We start from the raw sequence: 16,701 nt of genomic DNA, 5'->3' as shown, positions 1-16,701 counted from the left end.
ATGAAACAAAGCTCCCGCTCCTCCGTATAGAGGGGCGGGAGCTTTTATATGTCCGGAATGATTAATAATTCTGCCCTGAATCAGGCAGGTTAAGGAGGACGCAAACGAAAAGTAGATCTTAAGTGACCTTTCGTTCAGTGTGCAGAAATGGTAAACTTTGATTAAGAGAAAATTATCCGCAATTTTAGCAAGTTCGGACCGTAAGGAGCGCACATGGCCAAACCAAAAACAAAATTTTTCTGCACCGAATGTGGTTACGAATCACCGAAATGGTTCGGGAAATGCCCGGGCTGCCAGGAATGGAACTCAATGGTGGAAGAAACGGAAAGCGTAGTCAAAACCCAAGGCATGAATGCACCTATTTTTCAGAGTAAAGAAAAGGCGCAATCGATCATAAATATAGAAAGTGACAAAGAGCCGCGTATCCTGACAGGCATCGGAGAGCTTAACCGTGTGCTTGGCGGCGGTATCGTACCCGGCTCGCTGGTACTGGTCGGTGGCGACCCCGGAATCGGGAAGTCCACACTGCTGCTGCAGACATCTCACGCCCTTACAACCCAGGGGCTCCGTGTTCTGTATATCTCCGGGGAAGAATCGGTACGCCAGACCAAGCTTCGGGCTGACCGCCTCGGGGCGTTGTCGGCGGAACTGTATGTTCTGTGTGAGACGAACATGGAGAGCATTGAAGAAGCAATCGAGCAGATTAAGCCGCAGTTTCTGGTCATCGACTCGATCCAGACCGTATTTATGCCTGAAGTGACCAGTGCGCCAGGCAGTGTAACACAGGTGCGGGAATGTACGACAAGATTTATGCGGATTGCCAAAATCCGTGGAATCGCAACGGTACTTGTAGGACATGTAACGAAAGAAGGCGCAATTGCCGGTCCACGGATGCTGGAGCATATGGTGGACTGTGTGCTCTATTTCGAAGGGGAACGTCATCATACGTACCGGTTGCTGCGTGCGGTGAAGAACCGCTTTGGCTCAACCAATGAAATCGGTATTTTCGAGATGGGTGAGGTTGGCCTTACCGAGGTGGAGAACCCTTCCGAGCTGTTTCTTTCTGAACGGCCGCTCGGAGTGGCCGGTTCCGCGGTTGTAGCCAGCATGGAAGGCACAAGACCGGTGCTTGTTGAATTACAGGCGCTGGTTGCAGCAACCCATTTCCCTTCGCCCCGCAGAATGTGCACAGGTATGGATCATCAGAGAATGGCGCTGATCATTGCTGTCCTGGAGAAACGGATGGGCATGTTCCTGCAGAATCAGGATGCTTACCTCAATGTTGCCGGAGGTGTTAAGCTGGATGAGCCGGCGGTGGATCTGGCTGTCGCCATCAGTATTGCTTCCAGCTTCCGGGATATTCCGACCAAGCCGTATGATGTGTTTTTTGGGGAGGTAGGACTTACCGGCGAGGTGAGAGGGGTGTCACGCGCAGAGATGCGGGTGAAGGAGGCCGCTAAGCTCGGCTTCCGGCGGGTAATTATGCCTGAGAAAAGCATGAAAGGCTGGAAGCATCCGCAGGATATCCAGATTATAGGCGTCAGCACCGTAGCAGATGCACTAGCGGTCGCGTTAGATTAGGGGGCACAGGGACATGAAAGAATACAATCCATTAGATAATATGAATGATCTGCTTAGAATGGCCGCACCCGGAACACCTTTCCGGGAGGGGCTGGAGAATGTGCTGCGCGCGAAGACCGGGGCACTTATTGTTGTCGGATACAGTCCGGAAGTGATGGAAGTTGTCGATGGCGGATTCTCCATTAACTGCGATTTTTCACCCAATTATTTATACGAGCTGGCCAAAATGGACGGAGCGATCATCCTGAGTGAGGATCTGAAGCGGATTCTGTATGCCAACACCCAGCTGATCCCCGATTCCTCTATTTCATCCATCGAGACAGGCATCCGTCACCGGACCGCTGAACGGGTGGCTAAACAGACCGGCAAACTGGTTGTTTCCATTTCCCAGCGGCGGAATATAATCACCCTGTATCAAGGCTCTATCCGCTATGCGCTGAAGGAGATCGGAGCGATTCTGGCCAAAGCCAATCAGGCGATTCAGACCTTAGAAAAGTATAAAGCCGTGCTGACACAGGGGTTGACTAACCTTTCTGCTGCCGAATATGAGGGGCTTGTGACGGTGGCTGAGGTAGTCGGCGTGATCCAGCGGGTAGAAATGGTATTGCGGATCAAAATGGAAATTAAGCGTTATATTAACGAACTCGGCAATGAAGGCCGGCTGATCAGCATGCAGATGGAAGAACTGGTCGGAAATACAGAGGAAGAAGCCTGGCTTCTGTACAGAGACTATGCAAGAGAGGAGCAGGAGGACAAAATCCGCGAAATTATCGCCGGGCTGAAGCGAAGCAGTGACGATGAATTGATGGATGACAATCATATTGCCCGCTTGCTGGGCTATTCCTCCACGGCTATTGCATCCGAGGAAGCCGTAACTCCGCGCGGTTACCGTCTGCTCAACAAAATTCCGCGGCTGCCGAATGTGATCATCCACAATCTGGTGGAACGCTTTGAAATGCTGCCTAATCTGATGACGGCGAGCATTGCTGAACTTGATGAGGTAGACGGCATTGGCGAGGTTCGCGCACGTAATATTCAGGACGGACTGAAGCGGCTCCAGAAACAAGTTCTTATTGACAGGCAAATGTAAATAACATACAATCACGTAATATTGGGAACCCATGAAGTTCAAAGTAGGAAAATTGAGGTGAAGAAATGATACAAAAATCAATTCCGAGTCTTTTTACCATCGGTAATCTGATGCTTGGAATGTTTGGTATCATGATGGCGTTTGACGGTAAGCTGAGCATGGCCGCTATCATGGTGATTATCGCTATGCTGCTCGACGGGCTCGATGGCCGTGTTGCGCGCGCGCTGAAGTGTGAGAGTGAGTTCGGCAAGGAGCTGGATTCCTTATCCGATGTAGTTTCTTTCGGTGTGGCACCAGCGCTGATCATGTATCTCACAAGCCTGCAGGATTTGAACTCTGCACTAGGATGGACTATTACAGCGATTTTCCCGGTGTTTGGGGCTTTGCGTCTGGCCCGGTTTAATGTCCGCCCGGGGATTCCGGGATATTTTGTAGGATTGCCGATTCCTGCTGCAGGTGGCGTTCTGGCCACGCTGGCACTTTTTCATAAAGATGTATCTGCACCGTTTATGATTGTCGCTACCCTGCTGCTGTCTTACCTGATGGTTAGCACGGTGAAGTACCCTAACTTCAAGAAGATCGGCTTCCCCAAAAAGGCAGTTATAGGTGCACCTGTAGTAATTGTGATCGCCGTAGCGGTAGCCGTTGTTTTCCCTGAACAGATTGCCAAGCTGATCTTTGCTTTGCTTGCGTTATATGCCCTATACGGGTTCAGGCAGAGTCTGGGCCTCTTGACAGCCCGTCGTCAACGCCGCCGCAGGAAGAGACATGCGGAAGATAAGGTGTATCACTCCAAGAACGGATAGTCCTAACTACGTAATTATTACTTTTTTAATCTATACAGAAAAGGCTGTGCCCTCCCTGACTCAGGAGAAGGCACAGCCTTTTCTGTATTTGTAACGGATGAAGGAGAGCGCGGGCTGCCCTAGGACAAGTTAAATAATCCGAGTGTAGCGCATTTTTGAGATTCCTTTGACACAACCTCGTCCATATTAATATCGAGCAAATTGCAAAGTGCAGACATATAGAACAGCTCGCGGCCCAGTTCTGAGGCAATGACTTCCCGGCAGTTCTCACACAGTTCACCTTCAAGGTGGGTTCCGGCAAGCTCTTTGGCTTGTTCAAGTCCCAAAGCCGGTTCGAAGACCTGCTTAGTTGCGTGCAGCTGAATGCAGCCGCATTCAGTAATGGATTTGACGACAGCTCGGTTGACGGATGCACTGCTCTGTCCGTTCTTGGACATTACATCCAGAAGACTGCGGTGACGGAGCAGCAGTTCGGAAACTTGATCCTGGAAAGCCTGTAAACTTGGTGCGCTCATTTTCCATTCACCCCTGGGTTCGTAATTGAGTTCATTATATGCCAGGGTCTCCCCTGTTTTCAACAAGGAATAGAAGTTTACGGCAGGCTTTGCAGACCAGGGAATTAATGGATTCAGAAAAAATAATGGCCCCCCGGATTATCGTCCTGAAAATTGGAACATACTGGTGAGGTATAGATGATTTTTGGATGAATAGAAGGAGGTGCTGGTTATGTGGAAAAAGATTATTTTGACGCTTGCCGGGTTATGTGGAGCCTGGTCCGGTTATTCGCTATATCATGCGGCAGAAAGAGGGTTCCCGAAGGGCATGGGGAAACTGGGTGATAGCTTGCCTGTGGAAGGAAGCATTTTGTTTGCGGTGCTGGGTGCCATTATTTTTTTGATTGCGGGGACGTTATGCGCGGATTGGGCGAGTACAAAACTGCAGGAGGCGGTTCAGTATTGTTCGCGTATACCGATGAGCGAACTCGCTGCAGGCGCTGCAGGGCTTACAGGAGGTCTGCTGCTGTCACTGCTGCTGTATCCAGTCATGGCCTGGCTGGGCAAGGCCGGAGAGCTGCTGCAGGTGGCAGCAACCCTGGCTCTGGGTTATATGGGCCTGCGGATCGGGCTGGAGAAGAAGGAAGAGCTGGCTTCGCTATGGACTACCGGACGCTGGGGACGTTCTGCTGAACCGGAGGGACGGGGACCTGAGGAGCATAAGATTCTTGATACGAGCGTTATTATCGATGGCCGGATTGCCGATATCTGCAAAACGGGTTTCATTGAAGGAACCATCGTTATTCCCGAGTTTGTTCTTGAGGAGCTTCAGCATATCGCGGATTCGTCAGATCTGCTGAAGCGCAACCGCGGGCGCAGAGGGCTTGATATCCTAAACAAGATTCAGAAAGAGCTGGATGTCAAAGTGCTGATCTACGAAGGTGATTTCGAGGAGATTTCCGAAGTGGACAGCAAGCTGGTCAAGCTGGCTAAGGTGCTGCATGGCAAGGTTGTCACCAATGACTTCAATCTCAACAAGGTTTGCGAGCTCCAGGGCGTATCGGTGCTGAATATTAACGATCTGGCCAACGCGGTGAAGCCGGTGGTTCTGCCTGGTGAGGAAATTATTGTGCAGGTGATCAAAGACGGCAAAGAACATGGACAAGGCGTGGCTTATCTTGACGACGGCACCATGATTGTCGTGGAAGGCGGCCGTGATTATATCGGCACTACGATGGAGGTCCTGGTTACCAGTGTGCTACAGACTTCCGCAGGCCGGATGATTTTTGCCAAACCGAAGCTGCTGGAAAAAGCGCAATAAGGGTAAATCAGCCCCTGGAGCGGTCTTATAGGCTTGGAAATGCCGTCCAAACACGTTATGATGGGGATATACGTGAAAGACAGGAGCCGAAAGAATGTCAAACAGTGTAGGCGCCGTTATAGTGGCGGCAGGCAGAGGGACACGAATGGGAACGGCAGAGAGCAAACAATATCTGCTGCTTCAGGGCAAACCGATTATCGTGCATACCCTGGAGGTATTCCAGAAGCATGAACTCATCTCTGAAATCGTGCTTGTCACCGGTGAAGAGGATGTGCAGCGCTGCCGGCAATGGGTACAGGCCTACAAGCTGGACAAAGTGTCTGTTGTTATTCCGGGAGGGGCTGAACGCCAGCACTCGGTACGCCGGGGACTGGGAGAACTTACGACCACCTGGGTAATGGTACATGATGGTGTCCGGCCTTTCGTACAGGGCAGTGAGATTGAAGCTTGTTACGAACGGGCCAGATCTGCCGGAGCCTCTGTGCTTGCAGTTCCGGTTAAGGATACGATCAAGCAGGTGGATGGCGAAGGCAATGTGCTGTCTACGCCGGACCGGCGAAGTCTGTGGGCGATTCAGACCCCGCAGACTTTTCGTCTGTCCGAACTGTTGTCAGCCTATGACGAGGCAGAACGTGACGGCTTCCTCGGTACAGATGACTCCAGTCTGGCGGAACGCAGCGGAATTACCGTATCTGTAGTAGAAGGAAGCTACAGGAATATTAAGATTACGACACCGGAAGACCTGGATTTCGCTGAATTCACAGAAAGAAGCAGGGGAGAGGAACAGAGATGATCGCTGTAGGACAAGGATTTGACGTGCATCAGCTGGTGGAAGGAAGGCCGTGTATTATTGGGGGAGTGACTATTCCCTATGAGAAGGGGTTACTGGGACACTCTGACGCGGATGTGCTCCTGCATGCAGTAAGCGATGCTATACTTGGGGCGCTTGGACTGGGGGATATCGGCAGACATTTTCCAGATACCGATCCTGCCTTCAAGGATGCAGACAGCCTGAAGCTGCTGGAGCATGTATGGGCGCTTGCCCGTGACCGGGGATACCGGCTGGGAAATATAGATTCGACCATCATTGCCCAGAAACCCAAAATGGCGCCTTATATTCCGCAAATGACCGAGGTTATTGCCCGTGCACTGGATGCGGACCTCTCAAAGGTCAATGTAAAAGCGACAACTACCGAGCAGCTCGGCTTCGCCGGACGCGGAGAAGGAATTGCCGCACAATCTATTGTCTGTCTGCTCCAAGATGTGATATCATCTTGAGATGGCTGAAGTAACAACAGCCTAATTTTAACCAATATGAAGCGGAGGGAAACCCATGACGGATCAAGTCCGGGTGCGTTACGCACCGAGCCCTACGGGACATTTACATATCGGAAATGCCAGAACGGCGTTGTTTAACTACCTGTTCGCCCGCAATCTGGGCGGCAAATTCATTATCCGGATCGAAGATACAGACCTTAAGCGTAATATCGCAGAAGGTGAAGAAAGCCAGTTGAAATATTTGAAATGGCTGGGAATGGACTGGGATGAGAGCGTAGATGTAGGCGGCGAATATGGCCCTTACCGCCAGACAGAACGTCTGGATCTGTACCGTGTCTACTGGCAGGATCTGCTGGACCGCGGCCTTGCTTACCGCTGTTATTGTACAGAAGAGGAGCTGGAAGCAGAGCGTGAAGAGCAGACCGCACGCGGCGAAACCCCACGTTATTCCGGCAGACACCGTAATCTGACGGAGGAGCAGCGCCTTGCCTATGAGGCGGAAGGCCGTATTGCCAGCATCCGTTTCCTGGTTCCGGAAGACCGTACTTATACCTTCAATGATATTGTTAAAGGCAGCATTTCGTTCAACACCAAAGAAATGGGCGACTTTGTCATCGTGAAGAAGGATGGTATTCCAACCTATAACTTCGCTGTAGCTGTAGATGACCATTTGATGGCCATCTCCCATGTGCTGCGCGGGGAAGACCATATCTCCAACACGCCGCGTCAGCTCATGATCTATGAAGCTCTTGGCTGGGAAGCGCCGCTGTTCGGCCACATGACACTGATTGTCGGCGATGACCACAAGAAGCTGAGCAAACGGAATGAATCGATCATTCAGTTTATCGAGCAGTATGACCAGCTTGGCTATCTGCCGGAAGCGCTCTTCAACTTCATCACATTACTCGGCTGGTCGCCGGAGGGTGAGGAGGAGATTTTCAGCAAGGAACAGCTGATCTCTATCTTCACTGCCGACCGTCTGTCGAAGAGCCCGGCTGTATTCGATACGAACAAGCTGGCACATCTCAATAATCACTATATCAAGCATGCCGATCCTAAGCGGATCGCGGCACTTGCTATTCCCCATCTGCAGAAGGCGGGACGTCTGCCGGAGGTTCTGAGTGATGAGCAGCAGATCTGGGCAGAGAGCCTGGTTGCGCTGTATCAGGAACAGATGAACTCCGCTTCTGATATTGTGGGGCTCTCCGAGCTCTTCTTCCGCAGCCATCTGGAACTGGAGACGGAAGCGGCACAAGTACTTGCCGAAGCCCAGGTTCCTGAAGTGCTCTCCGCTTTTCTCGCTAAAGTGGAAGCTGCTGAGGATTTCAGCGCTGCCAATATGGCTGTGCTGATCAAAGAAGTCCAGAAGGAAACCGGACACAAAGGCAAGGCGCTGTTTATGCCGATCCGTGTCGCTCTAACCGGTCAGATGCATGGCCGTGATTTGAATGCGACCATCGCGCTGCTTAGCCGGGACCGGGTCATCGAACGTCTGAAATCGCAGATCAAAGGCGCATAAACCGGGGGATATGAGGGTAGAACCCCTTGTCAGCCCTGCGGCTTTTCGCTAAGATAGAAGAATATAATAACTAATAATAGCTGTGATCAGGAAAAGTACGCGTATACGGGCAATTGCCAGAGAGAATAACCGCTGAGGGAGATGTCCCTTGCAGGCTGGGAGTTATTCATTTGTCTGCCGCTGAACATGCACCTGTGAGCTGCACAGTTGAGCGTCCCTGTCTGTCAGGGGACAGTAGACTGTGCCGGGGACGTTGCCGTTACAGACGCCAAGAGGAACACCGCATGCACCTGCCGCGAAGTTAACGGCAGTCTGATTGTGCGAATGTTCAAGCAGAGTGGGACCGCGGTTAAACGTCTCTGCAGCATAATGCTGCAGGGGCGTTTTTTGTTGAACTATAAGGATACCGATTGAATGCTCACAGCATACAGATGAATAGAGCAAGTGGGCTGAAGACACTATCTTCCTTTGCGCACCTGTAAACAGGAGGTGGGGAAGTCACAGAAGAGGGGAACCGTGATGTTTAAGCATATCAAGTCGGACATTCGGGCAGTATTCGACAACGATCCCGCTGCCCGCAGCAAGTTCGAGGTTGTCTTCACCTACGCCGGGCTTCATGCGATCTGGGCACACCGGATTGCCCACTCTTTTTATAAACGCCGCTGGTTTACACTGGCACGCATCGTATCGCAGATGAGCAGATTTATGACCGGAGTGGAAATTCATCCGGGTGCGGTTGTCGGCAGCCGGTTGTTCATCGACCATGGAATGGGTATAGTCATTGGTGAAACCTGTGAGATTGGTGACGATGTCATTATCTATCAGGGGGTCACACTTGGAGGGACAGGGAAAGAAAAGGGCAAACGCCATCCTACCGTCGGCAACAATGTTGTCATCGGCTCCGGTGCCAAAGTACTGGGATCGTTTAGAATCGGCGATAATTGCAATATCGGCTCCAATTCAGTGGTTCTGCGCGAAGTGCCCAGCAACAGCACCGTTGTTGGAAATCCCGGACGCGTGGTTAAGCGCAACGGGGAACGCGTGTCCGACCGGCTGGATCATACCCAGATGCCGGATCCGCTGATTGATTCCCTGCGTTTCCTGCAGAAGGAAATCGAAGAGCTGCGCGAGCAGATGGGGTCTGAAGACAAGCAGAAGAAGGAACAGCGGCGGCTGGAGAGCCAGCAGTATATCGGCGATTATGAAATATAACCATATGGAGATTCAAGAGAATCCAGGGGGAACAGAAAGGATTGGGAACAGAATGGCTGTACAGATTTATAACACAATGACACGGAGCAAGGAAGAATTCATACCGCAGGAACCTGGCAAAGTAAAAATGTATGTATGCGGTCCAACCGTTTACGGCTATATGCATATCGGGAATGCCAGACCGGTTATCGTTTTTGATATGGTCCGCAACTACCTGGAGGCCCTCGGCAATGAAGTCCGCTATCTGACGAACTTTACCGATGTGGATGATAAAATGATCCGCAAAGCGGAAGAAATGAACATTACTGTAGCTGAGGTTGCAGAAATGTTCATCTCCGCCTATCAGGAGGATCTGGCCGGACTTGGCGTAAAGCCGGCAACAATGAATCCGCGCGTTACAGAGAGCATGGACAAGATCATTGAGTTCATTAAGGAGCTTGAGGAGAAGGGATATGCTTACGAGAACGGCGGAGATGTGTACTACCGGACCGGCAAGTTTGCCAATTATGGCAAGCTGTCAGGCCAGAATCTGGAGGAGCTGCGCTTCGGTATCCGTGTCGAGGTGGATTCACGCAAGGAGAACCAGGAGGATTTTGTGCTCTGGAAGGCAGCCAAGCCGGGTGAGGTACACTGGTCCAGTCCATGGGGAGAGGGGCGTCCGGGCTGGCATATTGAGTGCTCGGCAATGGTCCGCGAATATTTGGGTACAACGATCGACATCCATGGCGGCGGTGAGGATTTGAAGTTCCCGCACCATGAGTGCGAATGCGCGCAAACAGAAGTGCTGACGGGTGAGCCGCTGTCGAAGTATTGGATGCACAACGCATTTTTGAACATTGGTGATGAGAAAATGTCGAAATCACTTGGAAACGGTCTGCTTGTGAAGGATATTCGTGCACGCTTCAAAGCGGGAACTATCCGTTATTTCATGCTTTCAAGCCATTACCGCAATCAGCTGAACTTCTCGAAGGAAGCACTGCTGTCTGCTGAAAAAAGCGTGGAGCGCATCACTACGGCAGCAGGTAATGTGAAGCATCGCCTTGAACTGGATACGGACGGGGCAGACGGAGGGGCAAGTCCACAGATTGTGGAACGCCTGGCAGCTATTGTTGGCAATTTCCACGCCAGAATGCAGGATGATTTCAATACGCCGGATGCGATTACCGCTCTGTTTGACTGGGTAAGCCTGGCCAATTTGACGCTTGCTGATAATGACGCTCATTCCGCAGACTTTGCAGCACTGCTGAAGGCTTTTGCCGAGATGAATTCAGTACTGCGCCTTACTCCGGAGGCGGATGAAGAGGTCGCCAGTGAAGAGGTTGAGCGTCTCATTGCTGAACGCGCTGAAGCTCGCAAGAATAAGAACTGGAGCCGGTCCGATGAAATCCGCGATGAGCTGAATGCTCTGGGCATCCTGCTGGAAGACACTCCACAGGGAATGCGGTGGCGGCGTAAATGAGCGGGCAGTTTGATCTGAACAGCGCATGGTTCCCGTATGAACCGTCCAAGCCGGCCCGGTTGCTCTCGCCAATTGTTCTGGCGTATGCAGGAGATGCCATTTATGAAGTGGCTGTGCGGCAGTATCTGATTTCGCTGCCCAATCTGCGTCCGAATCATCTGCACCGCTCGGCAACGGGACTGGTCTCGGCCAAAGCCCAGAGCACGATTCTTGCCTACCTTGAGCCGGTGCTTACGGAGGAAGAGAAGGATGTGGTAAGACGAGGGCGCAATGCCAAGTCCGGCACGATTCCCAAAAACGCGGATGTGCTGGAATACCGCCACGCGACTGCTTTTGAATGCCTGATCGGGCATTTGTATTATACAGGACAGCAGACGAGAATCCAGGAGCTTGTTCACAGCAGCATCGAATACATGTTGAACCGGACCAAGTGAGTTTAAACAGGCCGCGGAGTTTATAGTTATATATGGGTACTTAGAACAGGAGACATGAACATGGAAGAATTGAGAACGGAAGAGGAAATACTGGCGGGCAAGCATTCAGTCCTTGAAGCGCTTCGTGCCGGCCGGACACTGAACAAAATATGGATCGCCGAAACTGCACAAAAGCACTTAACGGCACCTATCGTCGCTGAAGCCCGCAAAGCAGGCATTGTAATTCAGCATGTAGATAAGCGGAAGCTGGATCAGCTTGCACCGGGAGTTCAGCATCAAGGGGTGGTAGCGCAGGCGGCACCGTTTGCCTACACCGAGGTTGCTGATATTCTTGCGGCTGCTGAAGCCAAAGGGGAACCGCCTTTTCTTCTTTTGCTGGATGAAATTGAGGACCCTCATAACCTGGGATCTATCTTGCGTACTGCCGACTGCACCGGTGTGCATGGTGTCATTGTACCGAAACGGCGTTCGGCGCAGATTACAGCAACAGTATCCAAAACCTCTGCCGGTGCAGTGGAATATGTGCCTGTTGCACGCGTAACCAATCTGGGCCAGACGATAGACCGCCTGAAGGAACTAGGGGTGTGGGTGGTTGGAACCGATGTGGATACGGATCAGAATCTCTTCGGATCTGATATTTTTACCGGACCGGTAGCAGTGGTTATCGGCAATGAGAATAAAGGAATGGGCCGCCTGATCCGTGAAAAATGCGATGTGCTGCTGAAGCTGCCGATGGCGGGAAGAATCAACTCTCTTAATGCTTCCGTAGCAGCCGGTGTAATTATGTACGAGGTGCTCCGCCGCCGGCAAGAACAGGGATAACTATGGCAGACTGGCGCGATATACTGCTCGTGGACGGATACAACATGATCGGCGGCTGGCCGGAACTTGCGGCGCTGTCGCAGACCGGCATGCAGGGGGCACGCGACCGGCTGCTCGATATGCTGGCCGATTATCAGGCATTCTCCGGGCTGCGCGTCATAGCCGTATTCGATGCATACCGTGTGCCGGGACTTGGACGGTCGTTTGTACAGGGGAAAGTCCAGGTCTTCTTCACTAAGGAAAAGGAAACGGCAGATGAATGCATTGAGCGGCTGGTGGGAGAATTCACTCACCGCCGCAGACAGATTTCTGTGGCGACCAGCGATTTTGTGGAGCAGCATGTTGTTTTTGCACAAGGGGCGCTCCGGATCTCGGCAAGAGAACTGAGACTGGAGATTGAAGAGAATCATAAACAGGTTAAAAAGGCTATTGAACCGGGAAGTGTAAGCAGCACCCGTCACTCCCTGGAAGACAAGCTGCCTCCGGAAACGCGGAAACGTCTTGAAGACTGGCGCAGGCAGTAATTAAGAAATGCCATAATATGTTATAGAAGATTGTTTTTGGACAATCTTCGGTTGACGTTGTAAGGTAACATAATATATACTGATCCTATATTTCGCGAAGTAACGATGTGTCTTGCGTTGCAGCCGGGGGGATTCTTGGTGAGTGTCGACCTCAAGGAATTAATGCTATCCGAGTATGATTTCATAAGTGATGAAGAAATTGTCGAGATCTTCCGTGGTGGCGACAGTGGCGCATTGGAACATTTAATCAACAAGTACCGTAATTTCGTACGTGCCAAGGCTCGTTCCTATTTTTTGATCGGGGCAGATCGTGAAGATATTGTACAGGAAGGCATGATTGGCTTATATAAGGCAATTCGTGACTTCAAGGGGGACAAGCTTTCCTCGTTCAAGGCGTTTGCCGAGCTGTGCATCACCCGACAGATTATAACTGCCATTAAGACGGCGACCCGCCAGAAGCATATTCCGCTGAACTCATATGTCTCGCTCGACAAACCCATCTATGATGAGGATTCCGACCGGACGCTGATGGATGTGATTTGCGGAACGCAGGTGCTTGATCCTGAAGAACTGATTATCAACCAGGAGGAGTTCATCGGACTGGAAGATAAGATGGCGGAGATCCTTAGTGATCTGGAACGCAAGGTTCTGATGCTCTATCTGGATGGACGGTCCTATCAGGAAATTGCTGAGGACTTGAAACGGCATGTGAAGTCTATTGACAATGCTCTGCAGCGAGTGAAACGTAAGTTGGAAAGATATCTGGAAGTGCGTGACAATTAATGATATAATGAACTAGAAAGGCTCGGGACTCGAGTCTTTTTTTAGTGTCCCGCAAGATTTCGGCGTGATGGAAGTGTAATTTGTTCAGACAACAGTAGGCTGCAGGTTTATACCATGGCGGAATGATCCATAATGGTAGTGAAGACAGCGAGTGATGAAGGAATACTCAAGACCAAAGATTATGTACGGCACCAGGCTACACCACCCGGAAAAACCCAGTGCGATGGGGGAATTCTTTCGTTGACACGGGCAATGATATTATGCTAAAGTGTTTTAGGTAGGCCTAAATTCGCGGCTTTTTTTTGAATCAATATTTGCGTCTTCTAATTTAACGGTTAGAAGTACGTCTTCGGGAGGTGCATATCATGCGGGTAATTATCACTTTAGCTTGTACAAGTTGCAAACAAAGAAACTATGCAACAACCAAAAACAAGCGAAATCACCCCGACCGCTTGGAGATGAAGAAATTTTGCAAGTTTTGTAACGAGCAAACTCCTCATCGCGAAACCAGATAGTCTTTGGAGGTGTAGTCGGCGTGAAACGTAGTTTCAAGTCTTTGTTTTCCTTTTTCACTGAGAGCTGGAGTGAACTCAAAAAGGTTCGCTGGCCTAGCCGTAAGGAACTGAAAAACTATACATTGATCGTTCTCGGTACAATTGTAGTTATCGCTCTTTACTTCTGGGTTCTGGACATCGGTATTTCCGCTGTGATTGAAGCGATTATTTAGAGAGGTCCCAGGTGGCTTGATATGGAAAAAAGATGGTATGTCGTTCATACCTATTCCGGGTATGAGAATAAGGTCAAGGCCAATTTGGAAAAACGCGTTGAGTCCATGGGCATGGAAGACAAAATATTCCGCGTTCTTGTTCCTATGGAAGAAGAACTGGTAAACAAGGATGGCAAGAAAAAAACTGTCATGCGCAAAGTTTACCCTGGTTACGTTTTGGTCGAAATGGTTCAGACTGATGATTCCTGGTATGTAGTCCGCAATACGCCGGGCGTTACCGGATTTGTCGGTTCAACTGGTTCGGGCTCCAAGCCTACCGCTCTGCTCCCTGAAGAGGTTGAACAAATTCTGAAGCATATGGGCATGGTTGAACCTAAAGCGAAGATTGATTTCGAAATTAAGGAATCCGTACGTATTATGGTCGGTCCGTTTGCGAATTTTGTGGGCTCCGTGGAAGAGATTTTGGCAGACAAAAGCAAGATCAAGGTACATGTCAACATGTTTGGACGGGAAACCCCGCTCGAGTTGGATTTCACTCAAGTGGAGAAGATATAACAAGCGCAAGGGTTTCTTGTGGGAGAATGCTGCTTAGCATTCGAATACCACTATTTACGCAAGGAGGTGTCACTCATGGCTAAAAAAGTTATTAAAATGGTGAAACTGCAGATTCCTGCAGGGAAAGCGAATCCAGCGCCTCCAGTAGGTCCGGCGTTAGGTCAAGCAGGTGTCAACATCATGGCATTCTGTAAGGAATTCAACGCTCGTACTGCCGACCAGGCTGGCCTGATCATCCCGGTTGAAATTACAGTATTTGAAGACCGTTCCTTTACCTTCATCACTAAAACTCCTCCGGCTGCTGTTCTGCTTCGCATCGCTGCAAAAGTAGAAAAAGGATCCGGTGAACCAAACAAGAAAAAAGTAGCAAAACTCGGCCGCGCAGCGGTTCGTGAAATTGCTGAAACAAAAATGCCCGATCTGAACGCTGCATCTATCGAAGCTGCAATGCGTATGGTTGAAGGTACTGCCCGCAGTATGGGTATCACAATCGAAGACTAATATGTATTCGATGAACCGGTCATTCATGACCGCAATATGTGGGAGGAATTTCCGCTAACACCACAAAGGAGGAACATTTTCATGGCTAAACATGGTAAGAAATACCAAGAATCTGCTAAGCTGATCAACAGCGAAGCAACTTACGAGCCTTCAGAAGCTGTAGAGCTTGTGAAAAAGGCAGCAACTGCTAAATTCGACGAAACCGTTGAAGCAGCAGTTCGTCTGGGTGTAGACCCGCGTAAACAAGACCAAGCTGTTCGTGGTGTTGTTGTCCTGCCTCACGGCACAGGCAAAACTCAACGCGTGCTTGTATTTGCAAAAGGTGAAAAAGCGAAAGAAGCGGAAGCTGCTGGCGCGGATTTTGTTGGTGATGCTGATATGATCAACAAAATTCAACAGGGCTGGTTTGAATTCGACGTCTGCGTAGCTACACCTGATATGATGAGTGAAGTCGGTAAACTGGGTCGTCTGCTCGGTGGTAAAGGCCTCATGCCTAACCCTAAAGCAGGTACAGTTACTTTCGACGTTACCAAGGCTGTTCAAGAAATCAAAGCCGGTAAAATCGAATATCGTCTTGACAAAGCGGGTCAAATTCACGCGCCAATCGGCAAAGTGTCTTTCAACGCTGAACAACTGAACGAGAACCTTAAATCTCTCATCGACGCTCTGAACCGTGCGAAACCGGCTGCTGCTAAAGGTGTATACCTTAAAGGCATCGCTATTTCGTCCACAATGGGACCTAGCGCTCGCGTGAACGCAGCTGCTTTCAGATAATTAAGGGTTGACTCTTTGAGTCATCTTTGATAATCTATAACAGTTGTGAACATTAAGGTGATCAATCTTGAATTCGAATATGCTTACCGTAGACAGTAGGTGCCGTAGGGCTTAATTTCCTACCGAGGTGTTGTGATAGAAACAAAAAGTAACAGGCTCGCCTGACTGCTTTCCGTTTTATCAAGCCTTCGTGAATCTGCGGAGGCTTTTCTAATGCCTGCGTAGGAACGGCGCGGATTCTCCGGAAGAATCGCCGTCACATAAATTTTCAGGAGGTGTATACAATTGGCAAATGCAAAAGTAATCCAAGCTAAACAGGATGCGGTTGATGTTGTAACTGGCAAACTGCAGAACAGTATCTCTACTGTTGTTGCGGACTACCGCGGATTGAACGTTTCGCAAGTGACTGAACTGCGTAAGCAGCTTCGTGAAGCTGGCGTTGATTTTCAAGTCCTGAAGAACACATTGCTTCGCCGTGCAACTGCAGCGGCTGAGTTGACTGATCTGGACGCTGTCCTGACTGGTCCTACAGCGATCGCTTTCAGTGAAACTGATGCGGTAGTAGCAGCCAAAATTTTGAACGACTTCGCTAAGAAGAACGACGCTCTGAAACTTAAAGGCGGCGTTGTAGAAGGTCGCGTTATCGACGCTGACCAACTGAAAGCACTGGCTGAGCTTCCATCCCGCGATGGTTTGCTGTCCATGCTGCTTAGCGTGCTTCAAGCTCCAATCCGCAACTTCGCGCTTGCAGTTAAAGCTGTTGCTGAAAAAGAAGAACAAAGCGCGTAAGCCTTTGCTTCTAGCTTCATAATCAATACCAC

General features: G+C 50.3%; 20 protein-coding genes and 1 other annotated feature. Of the genes, 19 read left to right on the top strand and 1 reads right to left on the bottom strand.

The genetic code is table 11. The annotated features are described in order from the left end of the window. Positions 1-213: 213 nt before the first annotated feature. The 3 genes from radA (at position 214) to pssA (ending at position 3,477) form a co-directional block, all read left to right on the top strand. Entirely contained in the window at positions 214-1,581 is a 1,368-nt protein-coding gene (gene radA, locus NSU01_RS32365; protein ID WP_039298540.1) for a DNA repair protein RadA, read from the top strand. A 13-nt stretch (positions 1,582-1,594) separates the two neighbouring features. Then, positions 1,595-2,671 carry a DNA integrity scanning diadenylate cyclase DisA gene (gene disA, locus NSU01_RS32360; protein WP_039298543.1) on the top strand — a complete coding sequence of 359 codons (1,077 nt, stop codon included), beginning with the start codon at positions 1,595-1,597 and terminating at the stop codon, positions 2,669-2,671. Between the two features lie 65 nt (positions 2,672-2,736). Further along, positions 2,737-3,477, top strand: a complete 741-nt coding sequence (gene pssA, locus NSU01_RS32355; protein WP_039298546.1) for a CDP-diacylglycerol--serine O-phosphatidyltransferase — start codon at positions 2,737-2,739, stop codon at positions 3,475-3,477. Positions 3,478-3,596: 119 nt separating this feature from the next. Here pssA and NSU01_RS32350 read toward each other — a convergent pair whose 3' ends face one another. After that, positions 3,597-3,992 carry a hypothetical protein gene (locus NSU01_RS32350; protein WP_039298549.1) on the bottom strand — a complete coding sequence of 132 codons (396 nt, stop codon included), beginning with the start codon at positions 3,990-3,992 and terminating at the stop codon, positions 3,597-3,599. A gap of 211 nt (positions 3,993-4,203) precedes the next feature. Between NSU01_RS32350 and NSU01_RS32345 the strand changes: the two genes are divergently transcribed. The 16 genes from NSU01_RS32345 (at position 4,204) to rplJ (ending at position 16,669) form a co-directional block, all read left to right on the top strand. After that, positions 4,204-5,292, top strand: a complete 1,089-nt coding sequence (locus NSU01_RS32345; protein ID WP_042140145.1) for a PIN/TRAM domain-containing protein — start codon at positions 4,204-4,206, stop codon at positions 5,290-5,292. A gap of 94 nt (positions 5,293-5,386) precedes the next feature. Continuing rightward, positions 5,387-6,085, top strand: coding sequence for a 2-C-methyl-D-erythritol 4-phosphate cytidylyltransferase (ispD, locus tag NSU01_RS32340; RefSeq protein WP_039298554.1), 699 nt, complete (start codon positions 5,387-5,389; stop codon positions 6,083-6,085). Continuing rightward, positions 6,082-6,570, top strand: a complete 489-nt coding sequence (gene ispF, locus NSU01_RS32335) for a 2-C-methyl-D-erythritol 2,4-cyclodiphosphate synthase (RefSeq protein ID WP_042140144.1) — start codon at positions 6,082-6,084, stop codon at positions 6,568-6,570. Before ispD ends, ispF begins: the two co-directional genes overlap by 4 nt. Before the next feature lie 55 nt (positions 6,571-6,625). Continuing rightward, positions 6,626-8,089, top strand: coding sequence for a glutamate--tRNA ligase (gltX, locus tag NSU01_RS32330; RefSeq protein ID WP_076248521.1), 1,464 nt, complete (start codon positions 6,626-6,628; stop codon positions 8,087-8,089). Between the two features lie 519 nt (positions 8,090-8,608). Then, complete coding sequence (gene cysE / locus NSU01_RS32325; protein ID WP_039298562.1) at positions 8,609-9,301, top strand: serine O-acetyltransferase; 693 nt, start codon at positions 8,609-8,611, stop codon at positions 9,299-9,301. 52 nt (positions 9,302-9,353) lie between these two features. Beyond that, entirely contained in the window at positions 9,354-10,760 is a 1,407-nt protein-coding gene (cysS, locus tag NSU01_RS32320; RefSeq protein ID WP_076248533.1) for a cysteine--tRNA ligase, read from the top strand. Then, on the top strand, positions 10,757-11,194 hold the full coding sequence (locus NSU01_RS32315; RefSeq protein ID WP_042140141.1) for a Mini-ribonuclease 3: 438 nt from the start codon (positions 10,757-10,759) through the stop codon (positions 11,192-11,194). The genes cysS and NSU01_RS32315 overlap by 4 nt, the downstream gene beginning before the upstream one ends. A gap of 60 nt (positions 11,195-11,254) precedes the next feature. Then, the gene (gene rlmB, locus NSU01_RS32310; protein ID WP_042140140.1) at positions 11,255-12,016 is read left to right on the top strand and encodes a 23S rRNA (guanosine(2251)-2'-O)-methyltransferase RlmB; all 762 of its coding nucleotides are present in this window, start codon (positions 11,255-11,257) and stop codon (positions 12,014-12,016) included. 2 nt (positions 12,017-12,018) lie between these two features. After that, entirely contained in the window at positions 12,019-12,540 is a 522-nt protein-coding gene (locus NSU01_RS32305; RefSeq protein WP_039298569.1) for an NYN domain-containing protein, read from the top strand. Between the two features lie 138 nt (positions 12,541-12,678). Further along, entirely contained in the window at positions 12,679-13,323 is a 645-nt protein-coding gene (gene sigH / locus NSU01_RS32300) for an RNA polymerase sporulation sigma factor SigH (RefSeq protein ID WP_020427086.1), read from the top strand. Positions 13,324-13,688: 365 nt separating this feature from the next. Then, complete coding sequence (gene rpmG / locus NSU01_RS32295; RefSeq protein ID WP_074086515.1) at positions 13,689-13,838, top strand: 50S ribosomal protein L33; 150 nt, start codon at positions 13,689-13,691, stop codon at positions 13,836-13,838. Between the two features lie 20 nt (positions 13,839-13,858). Then, on the top strand, positions 13,859-14,050 hold the full coding sequence (gene secE, locus NSU01_RS32290; protein ID WP_020427085.1) for a preprotein translocase subunit SecE: 192 nt from the start codon (positions 13,859-13,861) through the stop codon (positions 14,048-14,050). A 21-nt stretch (positions 14,051-14,071) separates the two neighbouring features. Then, on the top strand, positions 14,072-14,605 hold the full coding sequence (gene nusG, locus NSU01_RS32285; protein ID WP_020427084.1) for a transcription termination/antitermination protein NusG: 534 nt from the start codon (positions 14,072-14,074) through the stop codon (positions 14,603-14,605). A 75-nt stretch (positions 14,606-14,680) separates the two neighbouring features. Next, on the top strand, positions 14,681-15,106 hold the full coding sequence (gene rplK / locus NSU01_RS32280; RefSeq protein ID WP_020427083.1) for a 50S ribosomal protein L11: 426 nt from the start codon (positions 14,681-14,683) through the stop codon (positions 15,104-15,106). Positions 15,107-15,187: 81 nt separating this feature from the next. Then, entirely contained in the window at positions 15,188-15,880 is a 693-nt protein-coding gene (gene rplA, locus NSU01_RS32275) for a 50S ribosomal protein L1 (RefSeq protein ID WP_039298583.1), read from the top strand. A gap of 68 nt (positions 15,881-15,948) precedes the next feature. Continuing rightward, positions 15,949-16,101: a sequence feature (ribosomal protein L10 leader region), on the top strand. Positions 16,102-16,165: 64 nt separating this feature from the next. Next, positions 16,166-16,669: a 50S ribosomal protein L10 gene (gene rplJ, locus NSU01_RS32270; RefSeq protein WP_039298586.1), complete on the top strand. Its 504-nt coding sequence runs from the start codon at positions 16,166-16,168 to the stop codon at positions 16,667-16,669. Positions 16,670-16,701 lie beyond the last annotated feature (32 nt).

It is taken from the genome of Paenibacillus sp. FSL H8-0259, from assembly GCF_037963255.1.
GTDB classification, from domain to species: domain Bacteria; phylum Bacillota; class Bacilli; order Paenibacillales; family Paenibacillaceae; genus Paenibacillus_AQ; species Paenibacillus_AQ phytohabitans.
The sequence above is the reverse complement of the archived record's forward strand: the minus strand, read 5'-3'. Positions and strand labels throughout refer to the sequence as shown.